The sequence below is a fragment of the Shewanella oncorhynchi genome (assembly GCF_012584455.1).
GTDB lineage: Bacteria > Pseudomonadota > Gammaproteobacteria > Enterobacterales > Shewanellaceae > Shewanella > Shewanella oncorhynchi.
Genome location: NZ_JABAEB010000011.1, coordinates 1 through 22,977, shown reverse-complemented (window position 1 = coordinate 22,977; position 22,977 = coordinate 1). Strand labels below are relative to the sequence as shown.

General features: G+C 44.0%; 34 protein-coding genes and 1 pseudogene. 10 read left to right on the top strand and 25 right to left on the bottom strand.

From position 1 onward, the window contains the following. Window positions 1-15: 15 nt before the first annotated feature. The 14 genes from HGO26_RS16790 to HGO26_RS16730 all read right to left on the bottom strand — a co-directional run bounded on the left by HGO26_RS16790 (window position 16) and on the right by HGO26_RS16730 (window position 9,920). A complete protein-coding gene (locus tag HGO26_RS16790; RefSeq protein WP_168826639.1) occupies window positions 16-2,013 on the bottom strand; it encodes a phage terminase large subunit family protein in 1,998 nt (665 codons plus the stop codon). After that, window positions 1,988-2,521 (bottom strand): terminase small subunit, encoded by a 534-nt coding sequence (locus tag HGO26_RS16785; protein WP_168826638.1) that lies wholly within the window; start codon window positions 2,519-2,521, stop codon window positions 1,988-1,990. The genes HGO26_RS16790 and HGO26_RS16785 overlap by 26 nt, the downstream gene beginning before the upstream one ends. Next, on the bottom strand, window positions 2,475-2,810 hold the full coding sequence (locus tag HGO26_RS16780) for an HP1 family phage holin (protein WP_012586805.1): 336 nt from the start codon (window positions 2,808-2,810) through the stop codon (window positions 2,475-2,477). The genes HGO26_RS16785 and HGO26_RS16780 overlap by 47 nt, the downstream gene beginning before the upstream one ends. Further along, window positions 2,791-3,036 carry an Rz1-like lysis system protein LysC gene (gene lysC, locus HGO26_RS22570; protein ID WP_367870022.1) on the bottom strand — a complete coding sequence of 82 codons (246 nt, stop codon included), beginning with the start codon at window positions 3,034-3,036 and terminating at the stop codon, window positions 2,791-2,793. The genes HGO26_RS16780 and lysC overlap by 20 nt, the downstream gene beginning before the upstream one ends. Beyond that, the gene (locus tag HGO26_RS16775) at window positions 2,921-3,424 is read right to left on the bottom strand and encodes a hypothetical protein (protein ID WP_168826637.1); all 504 of its coding nucleotides are present in this window, start codon (window positions 3,422-3,424) and stop codon (window positions 2,921-2,923) included. Before HGO26_RS16775 ends, lysC begins: the two co-directional genes overlap by 116 nt. Next, window positions 3,414-3,938: a lysozyme gene (locus HGO26_RS16770; RefSeq protein ID WP_168826636.1), complete on the bottom strand. Its 525-nt coding sequence runs from the start codon at window positions 3,936-3,938 to the stop codon at window positions 3,414-3,416. Before HGO26_RS16770 ends, HGO26_RS16775 begins: the two co-directional genes overlap by 11 nt. A gap of 1,075 nt (window positions 3,939-5,013) precedes the next feature. Then, a complete protein-coding gene (locus HGO26_RS16765) occupies window positions 5,014-5,517 on the bottom strand; it encodes a hypothetical protein (RefSeq protein ID WP_168826634.1) in 504 nt (167 codons plus the stop codon). Between the two features lie 75 nt (window positions 5,518-5,592). Further along, window positions 5,593-5,973, bottom strand: coding sequence for a hypothetical protein (locus HGO26_RS16760; protein WP_168826632.1), 381 nt, complete (start codon window positions 5,971-5,973; stop codon window positions 5,593-5,595). Further along, window positions 5,960-6,178 (bottom strand): helix-turn-helix transcriptional regulator, encoded by a 219-nt coding sequence (locus tag HGO26_RS16755; RefSeq protein WP_168826630.1) that lies wholly within the window; start codon window positions 6,176-6,178, stop codon window positions 5,960-5,962. Before HGO26_RS16755 ends, HGO26_RS16760 begins: the two co-directional genes overlap by 14 nt. Before the next feature lie 55 nt (window positions 6,179-6,233). Then, on the bottom strand, window positions 6,234-7,490 hold the full coding sequence (locus tag HGO26_RS16750) for a tyrosine-type recombinase/integrase (RefSeq protein WP_168826628.1): 1,257 nt from the start codon (window positions 7,488-7,490) through the stop codon (window positions 6,234-6,236). Continuing rightward, a complete protein-coding gene (locus tag HGO26_RS16745; RefSeq protein ID WP_168826625.1) occupies window positions 7,480-8,166 on the bottom strand; it encodes a replication protein P in 687 nt (228 codons plus the stop codon). The genes HGO26_RS16750 and HGO26_RS16745 overlap by 11 nt, the downstream gene beginning before the upstream one ends. Then, the gene (locus tag HGO26_RS16740) at window positions 8,163-8,912 is read right to left on the bottom strand and encodes a helix-turn-helix domain-containing protein (RefSeq protein WP_168826623.1); all 750 of its coding nucleotides are present in this window, start codon (window positions 8,910-8,912) and stop codon (window positions 8,163-8,165) included. The genes HGO26_RS16745 and HGO26_RS16740 overlap by 4 nt, the downstream gene beginning before the upstream one ends. A gap of 164 nt (window positions 8,913-9,076) precedes the next feature. Then, window positions 9,077-9,685, bottom strand: a complete 609-nt coding sequence (locus tag HGO26_RS16735) for a hypothetical protein (RefSeq protein WP_168826621.1) — start codon at window positions 9,683-9,685, stop codon at window positions 9,077-9,079. A gap of 31 nt (window positions 9,686-9,716) precedes the next feature. Beyond that, window positions 9,717-9,920: a Cro/CI family transcriptional regulator gene (locus tag HGO26_RS16730; protein WP_168826618.1), complete on the bottom strand. Its 204-nt coding sequence runs from the start codon at window positions 9,918-9,920 to the stop codon at window positions 9,717-9,719. 86 nt (window positions 9,921-10,006) lie between these two features. Here HGO26_RS16730 and HGO26_RS16725 point away from each other — a divergent pair, with 86 nt between their 5' ends. After that, window positions 10,007-10,702 carry a S24 family peptidase gene (locus tag HGO26_RS16725; protein ID WP_115336164.1) on the top strand — a complete coding sequence of 232 codons (696 nt, stop codon included), beginning with the start codon at window positions 10,007-10,009 and terminating at the stop codon, window positions 10,700-10,702. A gap of 71 nt (window positions 10,703-10,773) precedes the next feature. Here the strand turns inward: HGO26_RS16725 and HGO26_RS16720 are convergent, their stop codons facing one another. The 3 genes from HGO26_RS16720 to HGO26_RS16710 are packed head-to-tail and all read right to left on the bottom strand — an operon-like array spanning window position 10,774 to window position 13,684. Continuing rightward, window positions 10,774-11,478: an MAE_28990/MAE_18760 family HEPN-like nuclease gene (locus HGO26_RS16720; RefSeq protein WP_168826616.1), complete on the bottom strand. Its 705-nt coding sequence runs from the start codon at window positions 11,476-11,478 to the stop codon at window positions 10,774-10,776. A gap of 2 nt (window positions 11,479-11,480) precedes the next feature. Beyond that, a complete protein-coding gene (locus HGO26_RS16715) occupies window positions 11,481-12,560 on the bottom strand; it encodes a DUF262 domain-containing protein (RefSeq protein ID WP_168826614.1) in 1,080 nt (359 codons plus the stop codon). 2 nt (window positions 12,561-12,562) lie between these two features. Then, window positions 12,563-13,684: a DNA cytosine methyltransferase gene (locus HGO26_RS16710; protein WP_115335521.1), complete on the bottom strand. Its 1,122-nt coding sequence runs from the start codon at window positions 13,682-13,684 to the stop codon at window positions 12,563-12,565. A gap of 376 nt (window positions 13,685-14,060) precedes the next feature. Here HGO26_RS16710 and HGO26_RS16705 point away from each other — a divergent pair, with 376 nt between their 5' ends. From HGO26_RS16705 to HGO26_RS16665, 9 genes are all read left to right on the top strand, one after another. After that, window positions 14,061-14,414, top strand: coding sequence for a forkhead box protein (locus HGO26_RS16705; protein WP_012196661.1), 354 nt, complete (start codon window positions 14,061-14,063; stop codon window positions 14,412-14,414). Then, a complete protein-coding gene (locus HGO26_RS16700; protein WP_011847794.1) occupies window positions 14,411-14,671 on the top strand; it encodes a pyocin activator PrtN family protein in 261 nt (86 codons plus the stop codon). The genes HGO26_RS16705 and HGO26_RS16700 overlap by 4 nt, the downstream gene beginning before the upstream one ends. 25 nt (window positions 14,672-14,696) lie before the next feature. Next, on the top strand, window positions 14,697-15,044 hold the full coding sequence (locus HGO26_RS16695) for a hypothetical protein (protein ID WP_011847795.1): 348 nt from the start codon (window positions 14,697-14,699) through the stop codon (window positions 15,042-15,044). A gap of 30 nt (window positions 15,045-15,074) precedes the next feature. Further along, complete coding sequence (locus HGO26_RS16690; protein WP_168826612.1) at window positions 15,075-15,368, top strand: hypothetical protein; 294 nt, start codon at window positions 15,075-15,077, stop codon at window positions 15,366-15,368. Further along, window positions 15,369-15,647, top strand: coding sequence for a hypothetical protein (locus tag HGO26_RS16685; RefSeq protein WP_168825293.1), 279 nt, complete (start codon window positions 15,369-15,371; stop codon window positions 15,645-15,647). Beyond that, window positions 15,644-15,874 carry a hypothetical protein gene (locus HGO26_RS16680; protein WP_168826610.1) on the top strand — a complete coding sequence of 77 codons (231 nt, stop codon included), beginning with the start codon at window positions 15,644-15,646 and terminating at the stop codon, window positions 15,872-15,874. The genes HGO26_RS16685 and HGO26_RS16680 overlap by 4 nt, the downstream gene beginning before the upstream one ends. Continuing rightward, entirely contained in the window at window positions 15,871-16,191 is a 321-nt protein-coding gene (locus HGO26_RS16675) for a hypothetical protein (protein ID WP_168826608.1), read from the top strand. The genes HGO26_RS16680 and HGO26_RS16675 overlap by 4 nt, the downstream gene beginning before the upstream one ends. Then, window positions 16,191-16,463 carry a hypothetical protein gene (locus tag HGO26_RS16670; protein ID WP_168826606.1) on the top strand — a complete coding sequence of 91 codons (273 nt, stop codon included), beginning with the start codon at window positions 16,191-16,193 and terminating at the stop codon, window positions 16,461-16,463. Before HGO26_RS16675 ends, HGO26_RS16670 begins: the two co-directional genes overlap by 1 nt. 178 nt (window positions 16,464-16,641) lie before the next feature. Then, window positions 16,642-16,947 (top strand): hypothetical protein, encoded by a 306-nt coding sequence (locus HGO26_RS16665; RefSeq protein ID WP_168826604.1) that lies wholly within the window; start codon window positions 16,642-16,644, stop codon window positions 16,945-16,947. 63 nt (window positions 16,948-17,010) lie between these two features. Here HGO26_RS16665 and HGO26_RS16660 read toward each other — a convergent pair whose 3' ends face one another. The 8 genes and pseudogenes from HGO26_RS16660 to HGO26_RS16625 form a co-directional block, all read right to left on the bottom strand. Next, a complete protein-coding gene (locus tag HGO26_RS16660) occupies window positions 17,011-17,400 on the bottom strand; it encodes a hypothetical protein (RefSeq protein WP_168826602.1) in 390 nt (129 codons plus the stop codon). After that, a complete protein-coding gene (locus HGO26_RS16655; RefSeq protein WP_168826601.1) occupies window positions 17,390-18,205 on the bottom strand; it encodes a hypothetical protein in 816 nt (271 codons plus the stop codon). The genes HGO26_RS16660 and HGO26_RS16655 overlap by 11 nt, the downstream gene beginning before the upstream one ends. Window positions 18,206-18,543: 338 nt before the next feature. Next, window positions 18,544-19,074 (bottom strand): GNAT family N-acetyltransferase, encoded by a 531-nt coding sequence (locus tag HGO26_RS16650; protein ID WP_168826600.1) that lies wholly within the window; start codon window positions 19,072-19,074, stop codon window positions 18,544-18,546. Beyond that, on the bottom strand, window positions 19,071-19,340 hold the full coding sequence (locus HGO26_RS16645) for a type II toxin-antitoxin system TacA family antitoxin (RefSeq protein WP_168826599.1): 270 nt from the start codon (window positions 19,338-19,340) through the stop codon (window positions 19,071-19,073). The genes HGO26_RS16650 and HGO26_RS16645 overlap by 4 nt, the downstream gene beginning before the upstream one ends. A 248-nt stretch (window positions 19,341-19,588) precedes the next feature. Further along, the gene (locus HGO26_RS16640) at window positions 19,589-20,539 is read right to left on the bottom strand and encodes a DUF4427 domain-containing protein (RefSeq protein WP_168826598.1); all 951 of its coding nucleotides are present in this window, start codon (window positions 20,537-20,539) and stop codon (window positions 19,589-19,591) included. A gap of 342 nt (window positions 20,540-20,881) precedes the next feature. Next, the gene (locus HGO26_RS16635; RefSeq protein ID WP_168826597.1) at window positions 20,882-21,631 is read right to left on the bottom strand and encodes a hypothetical protein; all 750 of its coding nucleotides are present in this window, start codon (window positions 21,629-21,631) and stop codon (window positions 20,882-20,884) included. Window positions 21,632-21,780: 149 nt separating this feature from the next. Further along, window positions 21,781-22,431: a hypothetical protein gene (locus HGO26_RS16630; RefSeq protein WP_247651580.1), complete on the bottom strand. Its 651-nt coding sequence runs from the start codon at window positions 22,429-22,431 to the stop codon at window positions 21,781-21,783. A gap of 154 nt (window positions 22,432-22,585) precedes the next feature. Next, window positions 22,586-22,903 (bottom strand): annotated as a pseudogene (locus HGO26_RS16625) (hypothetical protein); the annotation flags it as partial. Window positions 22,904-22,977: the final 74 nt, after the last annotated feature.

Below are 22,977 nucleotides of genomic sequence, written 5' to 3'. Positions count from 1 at the left end.
CTTTATTGGCATTAACTACAGCCAACCGCCAGAACTGCCACCACCGCCACCGTTTAGGTAAGCAGCATTCGCATTGGCCTGTTTTGCGGCTTTGGGTTTAGGTTCTTTGGGTTGGTCGCTTGATATGGCGATCGGGGTAACTTTTGAAAGCTTGTCGAGGTTGATGCCGAATTTCTCTATCGCGATATACAGCGCGGCTAGGGCGTAAACGAAACAATCTAGTGCCTCGTTGCGGCGCTTTTGGTTGTCCCATTTATAGATGATCCGCCCGTTTTGGCGCACCGGAACCTTGCGTTCGCTGGTGAGCTGTTGCAGCTCAACGTCATCACATACCGCTTCGTTTAACGGGAAGTGAATCGCACCAGGCTTGCGCACATCAACATCAGGGGCAATCCGCAACATCGACATCAACAGCTCTTTGGCGTTGTCGGTACCAACCTCCGTTAAGTAAACACCTTTGGCGGTTCGCTTACGGGGGAAGTTGGCGATCGGCTTACCGTAAACGTTGGCACCTCTAATGGGTATAACCCGCATTAGCCCAAGCTTTTTACTCATAGCGTAAACGTCATCGGTGTAGTGGCCGCCAGAGTCCCAACCCACTACGCCGATATTGAGCACAACGCCATCGGCACGGGCATAGCTTTGCGCAATACGCTCAGCCACTTTGTCTTTAAGCACTTGATCAGCGGGATCACCATGGAGAATAAAGCGGTCAATTAGCGCCGCCTCTTTACCCGCACCCCAGCCCCAAACACGGCCTTCGTAACGGTTATCTTGGGTGTCGATACCGCAAGTTAAATACACCACCCAGTTAGGCACTTTGCCACTCGGGTACATTTCGCGGCGCTTAGCTAATTCTTCCCACTCTAAGCGTTCGCCGTTGTCGTTATCCCACGGTTGGCCTAACTTAGTGTTGACGAAAGTCTGCAGCTTTTCTTTATCGCCTTTGGCTTTAAAGAACTCAGTAACCAGTTTCGCCCAGCTGTTGAGCGAGTTATAGGCCGACCAGATATGAATCGAGATATTGGGCGGCGTGGTGATGTCGTTTCCGTCGGCATCATAAAAGTCTAAAAAGTCTTTAGTGTGGATGCCGGTGTTTTCGCATATCCAAACTGCGCTTGGGTGCAGCTCCATATCGTCGAGCTGATTGTTTTCGATGCAGCAACCACATTGCTCACACAGATAATAGGCTGTGCTTGGGTCGTGCTCACCCTTGGCATTTTTATGCCACTTAATCCCAAAGGGTTCTTCAGGGCCACCCCACTTTAAATCCTGCAGTTCGTCGCAGTGTGGGCAAGGCAAGTTGAACCTAAAATAGTGCGGTGATTCGCTGCAGGCTTTTTCAATCTGGCAGGTACCGAGCACTTTAGGCGTTGAACCGCGAATCGACTTAGGAAACATCGACAGTTCGATACGAGTATCACCGAGCGATGTGGCGTTACCTTCGTGCTCGATGGATTCATCAAAACCCGCTAGCTCATCGTAGATCACATCATCGGTGGAGATTTCGCGATAGTTAGCTGCAGCGGTACCACCGCGCACCATCAGCGTTTTGCCATTGGTGAATATTTTATCTTCTAGCGTGCTGTCTTTATGTTTGCGACCCATCCAAGGTGCAAGCGCGCGCCAAACAGGGATGTCACGAATCGCCGTTTCAACGTGCTTTTTCATGAAGGTTTTGGCTTGACCATCACGAGGCTGATAGATCAACACGTTGCGCTTTTTGTGTTCAATCTTGTAAGCAGCGTTAGCCATCAGCATTTTGGTGTAACCGACACGCGCTGACTTCATTAAGTTAAGCGTGCTGATTTGGTCGTTACCCATGGCATTAAGAATGCCAATTTGAAACGGTAAACTTTCCCACTTACCCTCGGTGTAAGAGGACTCCGACGACATGTAAAAGTGCTCGTCGGCATATTCAGAACAGGTGAGCATGGGTGGGCGATAGAACGAACGCAGCCCAGCAGCAACGGCGGCTTTCAGATTTTTAATCTGCGCGGCCGATATACTCATCTAATAAACCCTCAATGCCCTCCGCAAGATCGGCGGCGGTGTTTTGGCTTTTAATCACCTCCGCTTTGATAGCGTCGATTGTGCGTTCTGGAATGTCGGGGAATTTGCGTTTTACCCGTATATGTATTTGATCGAGCACTGGGGCAATTTGCGCAGCAATGCGATTTAGCACAAAGGTAGCAAAATTAACTTCGACCACTTCTTTGAGGTCTTTTTCGTTTTTAATCTCCTGCCCAACTGCTTGGGCTCGGATTAAGCGCCAGCGTTCGTAGTCCATATCTGGCTTATCGGGATCATCTTCATCGGGTTTAGTGATGGTTTTTTTACGCTCGTTGGCGACTCTGTTACCCACCACATCGGCCATCTTGTATAAACACACGCGACCGAGCTTGCTGTGCACTGGCACGTCCCACTTATCAAACGCTTGGGTGCTGATCTCAAGGCTTTTGCATAGGTCGGTTTTACTCAGTAGAACAGGCTCGGGTGGTGATGGTTGAATGCGTGCCATGGTGTTCATCTACCTGTTTTAACAGTGCAGCTTTCAGCTGCATCTCCGCTCGGTGTAACTCTTGGGCGCGTAGTTCGTCCTTATCTGTTTGACGTTGCTCACGGCGGCGGCGCAACTCCTGATAAAAAACGTTGGCTAATAGGGTGACGAGCGCGAAGAATATCCCGAGCAAAATGGCGATTTCATTCAACGTAAACGCACCTCCAATTGTGCTCATGAGCGACGATACATAAGCGCTAAACGTCAGCGATTTTTGAGTGGTCACATCATTAATGTATGGATTGTTCATGCTGTTTTTCCGTTCGCCATGTTTCGATGTTATGCAAATCGGTATCACACTTGGTGATCACGGCTAAGAGTTGAATGATGCAATCGGGCAGATCGGCATTAGCGTCTGAACTACATTCGGCTGGCAGGCACTGGCTCATTAATGATTGCGGCGGTAGTACATATTGGGTCTGCTTGGTGACTACGGTGCGCGCAATAGGCGGCGTGTTTGAGCAGCCGCTTAACATCATCAGGCACAACAGTATTAGCCCAACTTCGGGTTTGTTCATTGGCTGAGGTCCTTAGTTTTTTAATGGCTTCTCGCTGATCAGCAAGCTGGCGATCAATCTCGGCCTTGGCTTTATCGGCTTTTTCATTGAGCGCTAAGGCAAAGGCGTAATCCTTAGCAAGCCTGTCACGTTCGATGGCCTGCACTTGCAATTCATCGGTAACAACCGTGAGATCATCTTGCAGCATGCGCTGGTTAACGGCGGCGGTTTCTAGCTGCGAGTTTTTTAACGCGAGGTCAGCTTTAACGGCGGTCAGGCTAAGGCCAAGTAGCGTTATCACTATGATGAGCGCTGCGATTAAATACAGGTGCAGCGAGCCAGTGGCATTAATGATTTTATTCCACATATAAATCCTTTAAGCAGATTTTACGTTCTTTTTTGCGGCGTTCGACTAAGCCAGGCAACTTGATATCAGCGGCATAGACAAAACCATTACAGCCGTGTTTACCGCATGCATCGGTGAGCTGGAGACAAGCGGCCACCCTTTCTCCGCGCAGTAACAGCTTGCGCAAGGTGGAGGTTTGAAAGTTACCCGCACCAAAGTTGTAAATCAGACTGAGGTAAGCAGCGTGTTCACCTTCAGTAAGTTGCACCGGATACGTTAGCCGCCGCAGCTGGCGATCGGCTTTACCTAAATCCTTGGCGAACATTTCAATGCATTGCTGCTCGCTAAAAAACTGGTTTAGCTCAAGCTCGGTGCCAGTGTGCCCAAAGCAAGCGGTGATAATATCCACAGGATCAAGATAGGTGTGCAGAATGGGCTCGCCGTTCGGCGCTTCAGCGGGGGCAATCAAATTAGCCCCCGCCAGCGCGACAGCAGAAGAAAGCCCCAGTGCCATGAGCTTTTGCTTTAATGACATAGGTCAGTCTCCTTTAAAATGAGGTTAGCCTTAGCGCGGCCAACGGTTAGATCAACGGTGAGGTAGCCGCCTCTAACAGCTGATGTTTTTAGTGTCCTTCAACGTCCGCAGCGGTCATGTCAAACACCACGGCAACACATACCCACCACGACCACCATTGCAGCGGCCGCTTTTTTTTCAGCGGGGGTTAGCTAACGAACAGCTATTTGGATGTTTGCGAACAAGAAATAGCGCCAAATAAAAAGGGCCCCTAAAAGGAGCCCTTGGCAGAGAAATAACGTGCGACTGAATAAATGTAACCTTAGCAAGCGTATACAAATGTACTCGATTTTAAGGGCCTTGAAAGCGGCAAATGTGCCGCATAAAGCGACAAAAGTGCCGTTTCGGAATTTGTAAATATGTGATACGTGAAAACTTAATCACAGAGGATTTATCGTTTTACTTATCGCTTAAGTGATTTGAGTGATAAAAGCATTTAGCTGAATTTACATTTTACTTATCACTTAACTGATTTAGCTATTTTCAGCGGTAGGCAACACGAACCATGAGAACCATATTCCCAACGCCAAGAAAATGGTCATCACGTAAAAAATTCAGATAAGGGGAAACTGGATGATCGAAGGATCAAAAAACGATCTGACAAAGTTGTTATATTCGGCGGCAAAAATGACCATCAAACATCACTAGGCACACACTTAATAAAATTAAGATAAATCAAAATGATAGGTTAACATTTTGTTACTTGAATTTCTTTAGATTTTAGGGGGCTCATAAAACAACAACCAACCTCCCCAAAATTCTCATATGTAGTGAAGCATTGCGCGTCACCGCCCCCGCAGTGAAGGCAGCCGAAAGGACCCGTGAAAAAATGTGGGGCGCTCCGACCTGATGATATCGATTCTCATCACCATTGAGTCCATCTCCACTCAGCACAATCGGCATTAATCTAATCTCAAATAGCTTCATACATCATCATGGTTTTGCAATCACCCCAAGATAAAGACCAATTGAGTATTAACATTGAGTGTATGCCTAATGAGCATACTCCAACTCATCGATGTACCAAGACAGCAAATTACTTAAAGCAATCCGGTTGAATATCGGCATATTTATTAAGAGATGCGGAATCAATTTTTACGACAACTTTTTTCCCGTTCTCAAGCAAAATGTCCATCCGAATTTCAACACCAGATTTATAAGCTTTGGAAGTATCTAAAATTGCGTGTTTGGTATAATCAATTGGATATGTTATTACTGCCCCAGCTGCCAATGCACTCCAATCAGAAGTTCTTACATATTCAGTTAACGGACTCAAACTAACAAGCTTATTATCATTCATACCTCTGAGATACATCCTTGCTCTAGCTAAATCAAAAAGGGCAGGATCAGCTATGTGAGGGTCAACAAATAACTTTTGACCAGATGTATTAGTAAGAGTAAGGGTAACTTGTCCATCAGCTGTACATAACGGAGCCAAATCCAAGCGAATATATTGATCATCCCTAGAGAAAGTGGTCGCATCCACTCCCACAGAAACACTAGAAATAATAAGTGATAACAGAATTACTAAATACTTCATAGGTATACCCTTAACAAATCCTCTTCATGCTTAAATTAATTTGATATCACCAAAATACTAATTGCTAGCTAAAAATCAATTATTAATGCATTCCATCTCTGCCCTTCTCAACCAATACACATACGACTTCTTACTGTCGAACCCCATCAATGCCCACTGGCCTTTGCACACGTAACAGGTACGAATCGCCCTAATACAGTTTGGCGATAACCGCTCAATCATCCTATCGAACTGGACCACCTGCTTAGGAACGCTCAACTCCCTAACCAACGCACATCCATAAACTTGCACCTCACCTAACTTATCGCAAGCACTGCGATTAGTGAAACCTTTACCGAGTTCTTGGAACGCCCAATAACGCCCCCAGGCATTGAGCCCAGCACGAAGGGCTTTCATGTTGACCAAGTCATCTCGCCCATCAGCAACCAATGTCACTCTTAAATTAGCTGGCCTCATTCGCTACCTCCGTGATCTGCTCAATCGATAAATGAAATACATCATCCAAGATGGCAAGAAAATGGTTAGAAGGAACATTGCTTTTGCCGCTTTCCCATCGCTGATAAGTACGGCGATCCACTCCGTAAATCTCAGCCACTTCATGCTGACTAAAGCCCCGAATACCACGCCCAGTTTTTAGAATGATTGCTGACCGATTGCTCATAAAACCACCTTAATTTGTGCTATTGCATACTCTTGTAAGGCTGATGCAACGATCATCACAGCCACCCACTCGCACCAAGGGTTTGAGCACTCCCAACATTCGCAGACGATCTAGGGATTATCTCGGGCGCAACCTCACTAAAACCGAGCGAAATTAAATGCGCGTGATACGCATCAAGCGCACTCAACATGCCCTTATCCAAAGTCGAATGAACATAGGTACGCAAAAGCACAGGCAAGGCATGATTAAGCAACCGCTCACCCACCATAGTATCTACGCCCATGTCTTGAATAATCGTCCGGCAAAGCTTGCGCAAATCATGCGAGGTAAACTCCTTAAACCGAATCGTCTCACTCCAATAATGCGCAGTGCGCTGGCTAATAGCGCCCACATCACCCGCAAACAAAAATGCCCGCTTACCCACATTTTTAAGCTGCCACTGTAAATAATGTTGGATCAACGCCTTAGCCGTAGGCGTTAACGGTAGCCGGTGCTCTTGGCGGTTCTTCGCGTTCGCCGCAGGAATAAACCAAAACTCACCCGCAAAATGCTCCCATCGTGCCAAACGGGTTTCACCAATGCGCGTGCCAAACATCAGCATCAACATAAACAACATCGCCACCGGCATAAATGCATCCCGCAAAGCGATAAACAACGGCCCTAAGTCCGACTCCATCAAGCGCGTATCAGGCTTAGGTGATAAGGTTAAACTCATCGTCACTCGATACCCCATCAGAGGATTAAGCAATAACAACCTAAAATCAGCCGCCAAACTCAACGCCCGCTTAAGCACATTCACACTCAAACGAATATAATGCGGCGCATAACCCTCATTCAGCATCAGCTTCACCAACGCACTATCCACCACCAAAAACGACAACTCAGCCAAGGCCACATCCCCCAACTTAGGCAACAACTGCTTACGCATAATCGACCTACAGTTATCGCGCCAGCTCGGGCTTAACGTCGTATTACCATCCAAATAATCCCCATACCACAACAGCAAATCAGTCACAGTCGCAAACTCACCGCGCAACACATCCGCACCCGCACTACGCTTAGCCAGCATCACAGGTAAATCCGCTAAAAATGTCTTAATACACATGCTCGGCCACACGCCTTGCTTCTTCCAAACCGTCTTATCCCCCTCATTAATCACCAAATGCACACTCGCCTTCGTCCTATCCGCCGTCGCCCGTAAACGCAGCTCAGGAAACTGCGGGTCCCTAAAGTCCCGCGTCAAACCGCCACGTAACCAACGGCGCAGCGCGGCATCGTTCAACTTACCAATCTCAACCCCGCTAGCAGCCATCGTTTGCCCCCTTAAGCCCAAGGTTTGCCCGTAAATTAGCAATAATCGATTTCGCCTTTGCCGCCTCAGTGGGCCGCGTCACCGTTTCAGGTAATGCCTTTGGCAACTCAACATCGGTCAACTCGCCACGACTAAAGCGCCGACACAACACTTTGTAATTGCGCTCAAACGTCATCAACACATCCTTTTCAAGCCCAGTCGCAAACATCCAACTGCCCGTCTCGCGCACCGCTAAGCGCACCAAATTATGGCTCCACGTATGCTTGTCGGGGTGATGGTAATGGCGCGTAGCCTCCTTAAACGCCGCCTCTAACTTGGGCAGCCCTAAATCACAGGCCGTGGGTTGGCACCATAGCGCAAACTGGCGCGGTGTCGGCCAAAACTGCCTATCGCCCTGCTCGCGTCTAGCGCGATTCAGCCCCGCTTGCACTTGCTCGCGGCTCGCAATCCCCTGCGCCGCCAAGGTTTTAAGCCACTCACCTTTGTGGGTCGCTTCGTCCTCAGGCCGTGGCGCACTCACCGGAAACAACACCCGCAACTTGCTAAACACGCTGTCCACAATCGCCATATCCATCGCCGTCGGCTCAGGTTGTGTCACCCGCGCGCCCTGTCCAACCAGCGGCTGGCGGATTAAGGTCTGCAGTGATTTCATGCTCGTATTTTGCTTGGCAGTCATATCAAAGGATCCTCAGGGTCATACACCGCATGGCTCCAATCCACTTGCCCAACGGCCGCGGCCATCGGTCTTGGCAACGGCGTCAGCCAGTGGCGTTCACGGATAAACTTGGTAATGCCGAGCACAAACTGGCCGTTAGCGCTAAAGCCCCAACTGGTATCCAGCGCCGCAGCGTCCTTCAACCAGGTCACCGCCAACACACAATCGGCATCGGTCAGCTTTTCGGCCTTCCACGCTTTCCACGCAGCCGAATCCGAGCCGCCTTTGCGATGGGCGGGATACGCTTTGAAAAACGCATTGAAAACCGACTTAGCACTCGTTGCTGGACAACTATCTTTTAAAGATTCCTTGATAGGTTCAAAAGAGTGATAGATTCCGGTGCTATCTGGTGGCACAGGGGGTGTGCTATCTGGTGGCATACCTATGCTATCTGGTGGCACCCCTTCGGTGCTATCTGCTAGCACAGGGGGTGCTACCTCGTAGCAGATTGAAATCGTGTAAATATTGGTTAAATTTCCCTTAGGTCCCTTACGATTTTTAATCGTCACAAAACCCATATCAACCAAGGCCGCAATATGCTTTCTCACTGTGCTATGACCAATCTCGCACTGATCTGCAATATGCTGATGGCTCGGCCAACATTCACCATTATCGTTCGCGTTGTCGGCCAGCTTAATCAACACTAGCTTACTCAGTGGATTGCCCACCTTGGCCTTCATCGCTTTTACCATCAATTCCATGCTCATAAACCACCCCCAAACGGAGTAACCCACAAAGCCGAATTGACGCAAACCCCATGCTTTCGTAACATGTAATCGCCTCTCTTAGGTATTAAGCCCGCGCCTGTCGCCAAACTTTTGCGGGCTTTCTTATTCTCGATAAGTAATCGATGCGTGTTCGTGTACCGTCATCAACAACCCGCCTTACCGCCATGACTCGCTAAATACGGGTACGCCAGCTCTAACGCCGCCATGCTCGCTTGCGTGGTCGCCGCCGACTCTTTTAACTCACGGTGCGCCGCCACTAACTGCTCGCGCTTGGGCTCCTCGCCCAAATGGATCACTGCCACTTGCGCCTCGGCGTTCTCTTTGGTTAACGATGCCGCCATATCGGCCACATGCAACACATGGCCATCATTCATGCGATCAGCAATGACCGTCACCCCAGTGCAACCAAATACATCGTTGAGATACTGCACCCGCAAATGCTCGGGCAGTGCCGCCACCAGTGCTTGCTCAACATGAAACAAGCGATCCACCTGCGGATGCTGGCCCTCGTACTGGCCAAGCCAACGGAACAGCTTTTGCGCATTTATCCGCGCATCGTTGTGCACGTCTTGAGTGCGGGCAAAGCTAATGCCCTCCGCCGCTAACACCTCGCTTAGCCCAAGGCGTTCAACCGCCGCGACAAAATCTATCGCCAGCGCAAAACGTGTCATCTTGGGTAACTCCAACACCCGATGAATCGTTTTCATCAACAAATTCAAACGGCTGTCATTTTTACGTGAATGGGTTTTCATGTGTACTGTCCTCCTTCAACCTACAGTGAACCTAAGCCACACTCGCCGACTCAGGATTATCTAAAACAACGACGGGGTTAACTTTGAGTGCACCATGGCTTAGGCGCTCAATTTGATAAGCACGGAGTTCGGGAACGTCTTCACCCCACTGGCTAATTGCAGAAGGTTTGATGTTCAAAACCTGAGCTAGCTTGGTTTGAGAACCATAAAATTTGACAGCATCATCTTTTGTCATGGGTTGATCTCCATACCGAATAAATAAGTTTTCTTACACAATAGAAAGAAAGGAAACTTATGTCAACAAAAGATAAGATCACTTACATGAAAACACTCGGTCAGCGCATACGCGAAAAGCGTAAAGAATTAGGTATCACCCAAAAAGCACTTGGTGCTTTAGTTGGGGTTTCTGCTGTTGCAGTAACTCAGTGGGAAAAAGATGAGACAGCCCCAAAGGGCGCAAATTTATTTGCTTTAGCGAAATCATTGAAATGTGATCTCAGCTGGCTTCTAAATGGACAAGTCGCTGCGAAACCTGAATCCAATGCTGAATGGGCTGGCGGCTTTGATCTATGGGACAACGATAGTCCACTGGGTGAGGATGAAGTCGAAATTCCCTTTTACGTGGATATCGAACTCTCGGCGGGTGAAGGCATTGCAGAAGGTGTTGAATATAAAGGCCCTAAGCTCCGTTTTGCCAAAAGTAGCCTTAAGCGTCAAGGTGTAAACACAGATCATGCGGCCTGTGTCAAAGTGAATGGCAACAGCATGGAGCCAGTATTACCCCACGGTTCAACTGTCGGTGTAGATACCTCAGCCACCGAAATAGTGGACGGTAAAATGTACGCCATTAACCACGATGGCATGATGCGTGTCAAAATGCTCTACAAACTCCCCGGTGGTGGCCTGCGCCTACGTAGCTACAACACCGATGAGTGGCCAGACGAGCACATCAATAACGAACAACTTAAAAACATTAAAGTGATTGGTAAAGTGTTTTGGTATTCAGTGTTAATTTAAAATCTATTGAATTCAGCTAATGCTGACTTCAATAGAAAAAATAAAAACTTATAACAAATTCTAAATTACTACTAACTAATTAAATAATATTTATTCTCAATTTTTCTATTGAATTCATTTAATATTACTCGCATATAATTAATCACTTGATCTTTTATTTCTTTTAATTCTGGCACACTTAAATCTCGCCCGCAGTTTGAAAAAGAAATATCACCATGCGCTAAATCATTTCTATTGGATTTGACTTTAACTAACTTTTCCGATTTTAGACTTTTTATTTCTTCAGACAAAATACCATATTTTTCTAATAACTTTCGAATACTCTGTCCATCTAAATTTCCAGATATCTCAGGTTTCTCTGGAATACTTAAAACAAATTCGAAGATATCATCAACAATAGGGAAATAATACTCTAATTTATTTACAGTTTTACCAGAAATTCTTGGTGTTTTTTCAGAAAAAAACTTTGTTTTATCTTGAAACCAAATTTTCCTTATCTCAGGAATTAACATTCCATATTTACTATTAGAACCATTAATATCTTGAATCAGCTTTACCAAAGCACTCTTAAAAGAAGATTCAATCAAGTTATATAATAGTAAAAATAAATTTGCCTTAAAAATCTTTTTAACTTCTGAATCAATTTTAATTTTTTCAAATTCAACATCGTAAAGATCGCCAATACAAGCATTAGTTGCGGTTATTTGTTCCATAAATTGAAAATAAAGCTCAATTTCATTAACTCTACTCTCAAAATCCTCCATTTCTAAATCCATTTCTAAATCCCCAACAACTTATTTTTTACAAAATCAATTCGTCCAACTAATTTTGATTTATTGTTCGCAGCATCAGAACGAGTTTGAATATGGAACTCTTCTGAATCGATCCATTCAACATTATTCACGCTAAGATCTGGATTTAAAGCTATAGCATTTGCAACACCTACCGATATTGCCTCGAATCTAACTCTTGGAGTTGAGTTAGCTCCTTCAAATTTTCTAAAACCATAAGGAAAGTTTTGGTCAACAAAATTAAGCATAGCAAGAAACTTAGCTTTCATCTCACGTTCGATATCAGCATTCCAAGTTTTTGTTATACCCTTCATATAGGTATCTAGGAAAGGACTGACTGTTCCCCTATAGCCAACTATTGGATCGCTTGCCGAATAAGCAAAAAATCTTAAGACTCTTTCTGTATTCTCTTGACGTAAACCTACTTTAACACTTACTGGACAAAGTTTTTTGAAGAGTTCTTCCTCTGCACATTCAGAAAGAAAATCAGCAAAAGGTCCTGCAAAAGCCCCCTTTCTAATTTCAGCTGGTTTGAGCTCATCACTACCAGTATTAAGCCTTTCAAAAAGATCATATCTTGCTTCAGAGGTTGTTTTCTCTCCTAATAATATTGCTCGAATTGATTTAGAACGGAATCTTTTCTGTCGAACTAAAGGTAGATCATTAAACCTTTTACCGTTCAATAATGTTAATTGTTTAAGTCCTTTAAGTTTCAAGTCTCCAACTATGAAACTATACAGTGTTCTTAACCGTTGAGAACCATCCACAACCTCCATATTACCTGATATATCAGCTAGAAATAGATAAGGGATTGGAACACCTATTATCATTGATTCTATGAATTTAGACTGACGCTCATCGGTCCAAACAAATTCTCGTTGATAATCTGGTATATAAATAATATCACCAGTATTTTGTTCCTCTTCTAGAAAAAGAAAATCTAAACTTCTTTGGTACATTTCAATAATAACACCAACGGGATATTCCGTAGTATCATAATCATACGACTGCATACATAATTTTATTTGATTTTCAATTGCAACTTTTTCATCAGACTGAGCTAACATATTTAATTCCTTTTACTTTGAGACAAATATAAATCAACAAGCATTGCACTAATTTTCGGAGGAACTGCATTTGCTATCATCAAGTGCAAATTGCCACGAGTTTTGTAATCTTTAAAACTAAAGAAGTCAGGAAAACCTTGGATACGAGCGGCCTCATGAGGAGTTAAAGTTCGTCTTCTCAATGGATGGACAAATCGACCTTGGCCCATGGTGCTAAAACCTCTTGTGATTGTTGATGACGGTTGATCCCATTTCAAGCGACCGTAGGAAGTTTTATAAGTATGCTTTTTATTCTTATGACAATCAGGTCGCATTTCATTTGGAAGATCATATAATTCATGATCAAAAAGGTAATCAATGCGTTCTGAATGCGCAGTTACGGAAGGAGTATCAAATATAGAGTCAGAATTTTCTCCATTATCAATAATGTCTTCAATAACATCAGACAAGACGGAGCTGGAACGATAGGCATCTAGATTAAAATCAATTTTTTCTATTGAAGCGACTTGAATATGTCTAACTCTATTTTGTGCAATACCAAAGCTAACAGTTTTAATTATTAAGTTTTCAACTGTGTAACCTAACTTCGTCAGAAAGTTAGCACTTTCTTGCAAAATGTTATCTGAATCGTATTTAATATTTAATACATTCTCAATAACAACAAACTTCGGTCTGCACAATTCAACAAAACGAATTACTTTTAAGTATAATTTATTTCGAGGGTCTTTAGATCTAGTATGATTATTCAATCTAGAATGCCCTTGACATGGAGGACCAGCTAAAAGTACGTCAATATTACTATTATTTAGCTGAATCTCTCTCTCTGTAGCAGAAACAATATCACCTGGATAATTCGAAATCAGCTCTGAAATGTCACCTTTATGAATAGCTGACAAACTTTTATAAAAATTGCTTTCATAGGTATTTGCAGCTTGCGTATTCAACTCTACTGCAAGTTTGATGTTGCTTGACAATCCGTGTTTTTTCGCTGCTTCCAAAGCACCAAGGGTTAACCCACCACAACCCGCGAATAGATCTACGATGTTGATTGAATGTACGAATTGATTATAATTCGGAGGCTCAAAACACCTAAGCCATTGATTGTCACAGACATTACTATTCATTTCACTCTTTCTCTACATGTACAAATATTGCGGATAGTATTATCCCACACTTACTAATTTATCTCTGTATTTGGCGTATTTTACTCTACATTAAGGAAGAAAATAAGTAACACTAACAATGTAAGTTTTAGTTTTTATTAAAATTAAAGTGAACTGATAAAAGTGCAGGTCTTTGAACCTCAATTCATAACTAATAGTGAGCTAATTATGGTTTAAGCCATTATGAATTCATCTGATTTCAATATTTTAGCCCACTTCAGTACTCGTTCAAAAAATCACCAAAACAAAAACACTCAAAAATAAGTTAACTTTTCAATTGACGACAAAGATAAGTTATCTTATCTTTTGCCTTGTACCCACTACCGAGGACAAGGAAATGATTCTAGCGAAAGTTCACACCACACCTAAGCAACGCGATGAGTTTCGTCTACTGGTTGCGATACGTTTTGCCTGCTTGATGGCGCTGGCTAAGGGCCACACCGACCCGATGGATTGCCCACGAGTGCAAGCCCGTTGTGCCGAGCTGGTAAAGCATTTTGCCTATCACCACCCAAGCCCTGCGTTTTACCGCCAGTTCATTCGCCATACGGGCGAACTCGGGCTCAACTTCTGCCTGCGCTTTACCGAGCCCCAACAAGGCTTGTACGGCAAGGTGATGGTGTGGCGTAACGAACAGGCGGCCACTAACGTGCATCCGCTGCAACTCACCCAAGCGGAGCAACCAACATGAATGGCATCAACACCGCGTTTTTGCTTATGGCCCAGTTCAACAAAGTGATAGTGCCACTGGATCAAATCAGCAAAGAGTATTTTGGCCTCGAACCGCGTACCGCGGCTAACTATGCCAAAGCCGGCCGCTTGCCCTTAGCCGCCTTTCGCACCAGCAACAGCAACAAAGCGCCTTGGATGGTCAATGTCACCGACCTTGCCGAATACCTCGACAAGCAACGCGACGCCGCCAAGCAAGATCAAATCAACTTAGCGTAATCAGCGGCTCAGTGGGGAGGTATCTATGTTTTTTGTTTACGGCGTGTCCATGACCTTAGCGAAAAATCAAGCGGCCAAAAAGTGCAGCACCTCAGTAGGCGCGCACCCTAACCGCCGTCAACTGAGCCCCGACGAGTACCAAGCTAAGTTGAATGATATGGCGCAGCACTTGTTTGAAACCATGAAGCCACAACGCCTGTCGCATTCGTTATCGACGCCCGCGCTGTGCCAGCAATATATCGTGTTAGCCATGACCCAAGAAGCCCACCGCGATGTGCATATTCGCTATCACAAGCTGTCGGACAAGGTGAACCCCAAAACTAAGAAACCCATCATCAATCTGGTGGTGTTTAACGGCGAAGCCGCAGCTTAGCCCTGCTGATTCAAAAGGAAGGAATAGCGTATGAACCACTTACTCCCAGGCTTTGAATCAAAAGAACGCGTTGCGTTATTGCTATCGCTTACCCGCATTAGTTCGCCCGAGGTGATTGCCGCATTAACGCTGCATTACACCAGCGCCCTGCCCGCCGAACGCGCTGCCGCTCGCCACGGGATTGAACTGTCGAACTTTATGCGCGGGCAAAAGAAGCTAGAGCAAATCGCCGCCACGGTCGAGGCCATTAAGGCCATCGACTGGGCCAAGCTGCAATCAAACCCTTTGCAATCAAACCCTTTGCAACCGAAGCAGGTGGCCTAAATGACTCAATCAGCGGCGTTTCGCCATCTGCTAAATCATTACCGCAGCCATAAGTTGAGCCTGTTACTCAAGGCCACAACGGGCGACAGCATCAAAATCGCGCTGGCACTGGGCGCGCTAGATTGCCTGTACTGGCAAGCATTGGGCAACGGCTTAACCAACCTCGCCAAGGGCATTAGCCGCACCATAGTGTATTCGTACCGATATCACCCAATGCGCCTGCCCTGCCATCCGCCAGTCAGCCAAACCAGCGACAACCAAAACAAGGAGGCGGCATGAATACGTTCAGCACTAAAGATGGCGTGGTCACGTTATCTAAGCCCTACTTCACCTTGATGTGCGATCAGCAACAAATCGAAGTGAAGTACACCCCCAATAACTACCACGGCTGGGGCATTTGTAAGTCTTTTAACGCCATCGAGTGCAGCGACTTCAGCCAAGCCGACGCCGAAGTATTCGCACTCAACGCAGAATCAAAACTCAGGATAAAAGGAGAAGCAGCATGAACCCGATACAAGCAGCAACAGTAGAACGTGAAGAAGGTTATTGGACCCATCCAGATATGCCCGAGTGGGATGAAAGTGTGACCCGCGCAGAGTGTGAAGCATGGGCAGCTGAAAACGGCGGCGAGTTTGTGGCGATTTGGTTTGAGCTCGACGCCACTGAACATCAGATCGAGCGCTACTTTGACGAGGGCGACACCGATATCAGCGACTGGCACCCCGTTTGCGACAAAGCCGGCTCATTCTTGCTGAGTATTCACGACACCGAAGATGGCCCCGTCGCACTGTTCTTCGCGCCGAAGGACAAGGAGCCGAAGTGATGACTGATACACAGTTAGAGATAGAAATTGCCCCCGTTGAATCAGCATTTGTATCTGGCGATGCAGCAAGGTTAATAGAACAGCTTGAGGAATGGTTTCAGATGCGGCGTGATGAGCTTGAGCAATATAAAGGCACTGAAAGCTTGGGTTTAGGCGACCAAACAATTACTGATAAAAAATTCCTCCAAGGCTTCAAGGTTGGATTGCATGTTGCTATGGCAACCTTCGGTGAAACGCTGCCTATTTCAGTCAATGATGAGGATGAGCAATGAAGAAGATGGCAAAGCCTGCAGGGCTAATAGTTTCATGTCCACACTGTGGCGGTGAAAATACGATTTACGCATCAGATCTATGCGAAAACGAATTTGTCTGTTCATGGGCGCATTGCGAAAAGGAGTTTGCAACGTGTGGCGAGGATGATTTTCATCGTTACATTGAGGATGGTAAGCAATGAGCTGGTCAAATTGTGGTGAGGATAGTAACGGCAGACCCATTGGTTATGCCTTCGAAGCAACCTGTGATCATCCGGGTTGCCACAAACAAATCGACCGCGGCCTTGCCTATGCGTGTGGCGGTATGCATGGCGCAGATGAAATCAGCTGCGAAGGTTATTTCTGTGAAATCCATAGGCCAACCTTTGCTGAACACTGTGGAAATACACATCAAATTTGCAGTGAGTGCGCCAAGCAACTGCTCGACTCTGGTGAGTGGGTTGAAGATGAAAACGAAGGATGTTTAAGACAGGTTCAAGATTAGTTATTTATACTTGTAATACGACTAAGGCATCAAATTTGCGCCTTAGTTTTCGTTCATATAAAACTATGCAGCGGCGTCTAACTTATCACACATATCAATAACGCGATTAGCTCTAGTAATTGAATCCTCTGCAGTTTCTTTAATAATTTCTGTGCATTTCAAATCATAGTCAGCCATGCAACGTACATCTTTAGCGGCTTTTAGAATATACGCGATAACCTTAAGCTTTTGTGAAGAGTGTGGCTCACTACTGCCTGAAAGCTCTAGATATTTTATAAGGTTAGAATGCACACCACCTTGAGTATAATGAGGAATATCATTCTTAATTATTGCTAAAACAGAATGATACATTGAGTAGTAAGAACGACTTACACAATTTCTATACCCGATTTCAGTTTCAGTAGCCATTGAGTCAATAGCAGATACTAAAAAACAATTATGACTAACTGGCATCAGTTACTCCTTCAGCTTTTAATACCTTGCTTACATCAGAAATGTTAGATTCAGACTTGTTCAATCTTACAAATTGCACTACCGCAGGCAGGCTATCTAAATTACTACTGATTAGATTTTCAAATAATGCAAGGTTTACATCAAAAAGTTGATCAGAAGTGACCATTTTGCAGTCAAGAGCATAGCTAATAGATAAGTGATTACTTTCCTTGTTATGACGAACTCTATTCCCGATTAGTATGCACTTATGTTCTTCGGCTACTTCAAGGACTACCTTTCCGAGAGCCAATAACTGGTCTTTGCTAATAAAACCACTAGATAAATTATGCATTAAATCCATTTCTTTCGAAGCCTCCGTCATGAACTCTCTTAGATCTAATTTGTTCATTCTTCTAAGCTTATCAAAAACAGTTTGTGCACCATCAACATCTAATGCAACGATATTTTCTAGGAAAAAATCATTTAGGAAGTCAGGATCATTGTAAGTAACTGAAATAGTCTTACCAAATTCAAGCGCTTCACGATATAAGCCAAAGCGTTTAAGCAGCAAGTAATAGTTACCATTCGTATGGAACCCTGCAAAGGTGCTTGATAAAGCGCTCTTGTAGCTTGATATGGCTTCACTTTGATTACCTTGGATAGCGTGAGCCCACCCTAACAACTCGAAACGAGAGGCAATAGAGTCTATTTTTGATATCTCAAATTGAAACCTTTTAAAATCCAACTCATTGAATTTTAAATTGTTTTTTATCATTCGACTGATTTGTTCAAAGTAAATCGAAGATTTCGGAACCGGCTGAGTCAATCAAAACTCCCTACTTGTAATGTCATCTTAGCTTTCTAAGTTGCTTACTATTTCAATCAAAGAGCTGAATTATTACTCAGATATATGTTTTGCGCAATTCTGCATCAAGAGCAACTGTAAAAAACTTTATTTTATTACTTCGCTTTTCAGCTGTTCAATCTGCCGATCAATGGAAGACACCTGAGTTTCTGCCTGCTGCGCCACCGCTGCCATTTCTTGCCCTAAGCTTTGCTCCCAAGTTGCATCAGCTAAGTTGTTGTTTGCTTACCGGCGACTTTCACCCCGATTACGTAAGAGCTGCTCCTCGCACCGAAGAGCAAGGAGACTGCATGAAGCATCTAAGTGAACAACTGACCGACTGTTTTCATTGGAATAAACATTCTTACACGACCGTTGATTTCACAAAGAACCTCGAAACCATACTTAGCGTAAAATGATTCAGCTTGGCCAGTTAAACAATCGACCACAATGGCATAAGCTCGCATGTGAGCGTTAATTTCCCAAAGATATTCTAGCGCTTTGATTAAGCTAGCTTTACCTAACCCACTGCCATGAAACTCTTTATGGACAGCAAGTTGAGCAAGCAGAAAGACCGGAACGGGATAACGTGGTAACTTTTTACCCATGGCTTGCGGCAAGGTATCACGGCAAATTGAACTTGGTGCGATAGTATAAAATGAGCAAATTGGGTATTTTTGATTGGGTAATGGCGTAGCAGCAGGTAAAACCATTGTGCGGCTAATACCTGCTTGCATGTGTTTCGCTGCTTGAGTTTGGATAAAATCGTTTAACTCTGCTTCGCCACAGTCAAATGATGCTCTATCGTGTTGTGATTTATCCAATTCTTTAAAAGTCTTGGAATAACTCACTTAAACTCACCACGTTTAGTAAATGCTGCCGCTTCACGCAATGCCTTGTTCGGGACCTTAGCCTCATCACAAGCCATTATGAATTGGTCGAATACATCAGCTTTAACCGTAATGCTTTCGTGCTCAGCAATCACCTGAGTTGAATCTTCGTCCATTAAGCGAACAACGTATTCAGTTAAGCTTTTTAACCCGAGCAAAGCCGATGCTTTCTCAGCCTTAGCTTTGATCTCTTCATCCAATCGGATATCAAGTCTTGCAGTCGCCATAAAACCTCCTATCGTACGGAGTGAATCCGTAATGGATTGGAGTATAAAGTTTAAACAACCACAGCGCAACTTGTACGGACACAGTACGGATTCGATTTTTAGATTTGTGGGGACTAACGCCCTGTTAAGGTGTGAGCAACGCAATAGAAAAGCTGCCGCATACCACCTAAAACACTAAACACAACGCATAGTAAAAATGCCATGCGTTGCGAATCACTCTTAAACAGTTTGTTAGGCACTTTTCGACCTTAGTACTCCCAAGAAACGTTATAATGCAAGTAGTTATCCAGATGGTCACTATTATAAAATGGCAGTTCATTTGGATTATCAGAGTTGTGGACAGAAAAATATCCACACTCGATTTCATATTTATTGTTGACCAATCGAGCTAACTTTCTGGTCATTTGCTCTCTTTGTTCAAGGCTACGTGAATCACTAAACTCAAAAAGATTCACCAGATACTTTCCAGACTTTGTGATTACAATGCGATGCTCTTTAATTAACGCTCTAACCAGCATTGAAGTGTTGTCAAGCACCCATAACCAACAACCACCATACATACCTACCTCTGGAGGAGAGCTTTCACTTTCAACTTGTATAACCAAAGAAGAAAATTCCTCAGCTAATAAACGTAATTTATTTTTGTTATGTGAGAAGAATGGAGACAAATCAATTAGTGAGGCGCTTATTGCATTTTGTGTATCTTCCGGATGAACAAGCCTATCTCCATTAGGTAACTCATCGGCAACAAGAATAAAACCAAAAGTATTCTTAACTACATCCCCCCTATCAACGAGAACTAAAATATCGTGTGCAATTCTCTTTCCCTGTGCTTCATTACGAACAACTACGCCTATTCCATTTATACACTCTTGATAAAAATCCAAGCCAGGAATATCCATCAACTCTTCGATTAATCCGTACTCTCCGATTTCTTCTTCCACCATGCTGTAATCACCACGGTATGGCCATCGCCACTCTCGCTCATGGCTCCAATCAATTGGCACTCTTGACGCTGGATTATAAGTAACGTACCTATATTGTTCCCTTTCAGGTAATACACTGGAATCAATAATTCTTGCTCTTCCCCCTCGTCTAGAAGGGAGCCAATAATCTTTGTCATCTAAGCCATATATGACAGGGTTAGCCCCTGCAATAAACATATCATTTTTAGGGAAAATAAGGGCAAAAGGGCTCATTGCTTCCCCTCGTCGGTGACGAGCTTCACCAGATTCAATAAACGCAGCTATTGGCATTTCGGTAAAACAAACAGCAGGATCTGGCCCATATATAGTCCTAGCACCATTCCTATAGGACCACGTTGCCCATAACCGTCCAGACCTAATAGCACACCGAAGCATGAATAGTGCAGAGTAATGCGTATCTTCCGTTACATTACTCCACCCCATATGTTCAACATATGGAACTGAATTCTCACTTTCGAAATCAATATCCCGAAAAAAGTGTATTAACCAATTAGATAAGTCAAACCGTATAGAATTAATTGTCATATTATTATCTCTGAACTTGTGCCTAATGCTTTAAGCAGAGGCGACAGCTTCGCTGGCGTCATGCTGCCTTGACTTGTTTAGCGGCTGTTGTCGTGCCCTTTGCTCAACACAAGCATAGTGAAGGTTCGCCATAAGCATCTTTGATGCACGTTTATAGCTAATCATTGCCAGCAATGCAAATGCAGTAAATAGAATTACATATAGGAAGCTTTCAAATGTGCTTTGTAGGAAATCATCGCCTATTGGTTTGCCTGATAAACTTACAAAGCGCAACTCGAAGTTCACCAAAAGAATATATAGCCCCCAAAATGATCCTATGATCCATTTGTAAAAATCAACTCTAGCTTCAATGCGTTTCTCTACTTTCTCCATGTTCTCTTCGAGAAGTTCTACGTCTACTTCCTTGTGAACATTGTTCTGATCAAGGATTTCAACAATTCTATTTACACTTGCCTCAGTAGCCCCATAAAACGCATAGCTACTAGGCGTTGAAAACATTGTTAATAGCAGTACGACCCAAATACACACATTGAATGACACAAGGAATATTTCGTTAGGCATTTCGAAGCTTGAAGAAAACAATGTCAACACAAGTAGCAAAATAAAACTCGCCAATGACCAGATTGCCATTGGCTTTGTAAAATCACCAAAGCCTACCCTGAGATATACAAGTGGATAAATAACAAATCGTTGAACCGGCTTCAGCACACTTCGATTTGAGGTAAACCCTAACAATGCTGATTCAGAAGCTTCTAAAATTTCTTTTGTTTTTATGAACATCCGATGTTCTCCTATTGCCGCTTAACGCCGAGTTCAGCGGCAGTTTTTAAATTGTAGTTTAATGGAACACTTTGGCGCAGCAAAACCATAAAACCGCGAGTTTAAAACTCGTCCAGCGCAGGCACGAAGTGCCAGAACAGCATGTTATGTTAACAATTTAGTGGGTCTATTCCTATGCTTCGCACATGTAAAAATCCTATAGGTTCAATAATGTATTTTTTACCATTTATAATAATGGATGGTAACTGGATAGAGTAATTTTCCAATTTATACTCAATATCTCTTGAAAAAATACTTATTGACGCACCCGAATTAAAATACTTTTTACCAAATAATGTGTTATAGCCAAAAAAGGTATTGCCAATTATCTTTGATGTTGGAATTACACGGAGATATTCATCTTTATTAGTGGACTCTCCAGAATTTTCATTTGAAATATTCTCTGTCCGTGTAATTAATTCAGCAATCTTTACATTCCATATTTTGTTTGTTGTATTGTCAGTAATGACAATTTCGTCACTCTCAAACTGAAAATATGTTCCAGATGGTGCAAGAATTGAAGCTGTAAAATAAAAATTATTAAACCTCTCGTTTTTTGCAGAACTAGAGCTAGATACTTCGAGCTCAACTCCCCCACTAAGCTGTATTGATATTTTATTCGCAGGGCCAGAACTTCCGCAGCCACTACTGTGTGTAACTCCTTCGCTATATATTGGCTTGTAGTAATCTCTAACTACTGGCGCACACGAGACAGATATTATTGAAAGAGAAATTATAAATACACATTTTTTGAAAAGCATATATGGCACACAATTTCCTTGGAAACATAACGTCTTAGTGCGCATGTGCGTTTACCTCATTAGCCAATAAAAAACGCGATACAGCTAATTAACTGTAATACATGAAATTTATCAGTACTTTACCAAATACACAATCAGGAAAAACGTGCATGCACTATTTTAACTCGTCTTTAAGCTGCTCAATCTGCCGATCGATAGATGACACCTGCGTATCAGCCTCTTGAGCTGTGGCAGTCATTTCCTGCGCCAAGCTTTGCTCCCACGTCGCACCGGCTAGGTTGTTATTCGCATACTGCCGACTTTCACGAAGATTACGTAAGCGCTGATCACGCGCCGCAATAACCCGCTTACGATCACCCTCAAGCCGAGTGATCTCTCTGGCAATACGTTGTTTCTCGATATAGGTACTGATTTCTTTTTTCTTATCAGAAGTAGCGTTTGAACCCACGCTTGATTGAGAAATGCTGTCTGTAGTGGTCAAGTAAAATTGGCCACGGTTTTAGAGTCATTCCAATATAAACGTTCTGACTCATTTGGCGTTAACCC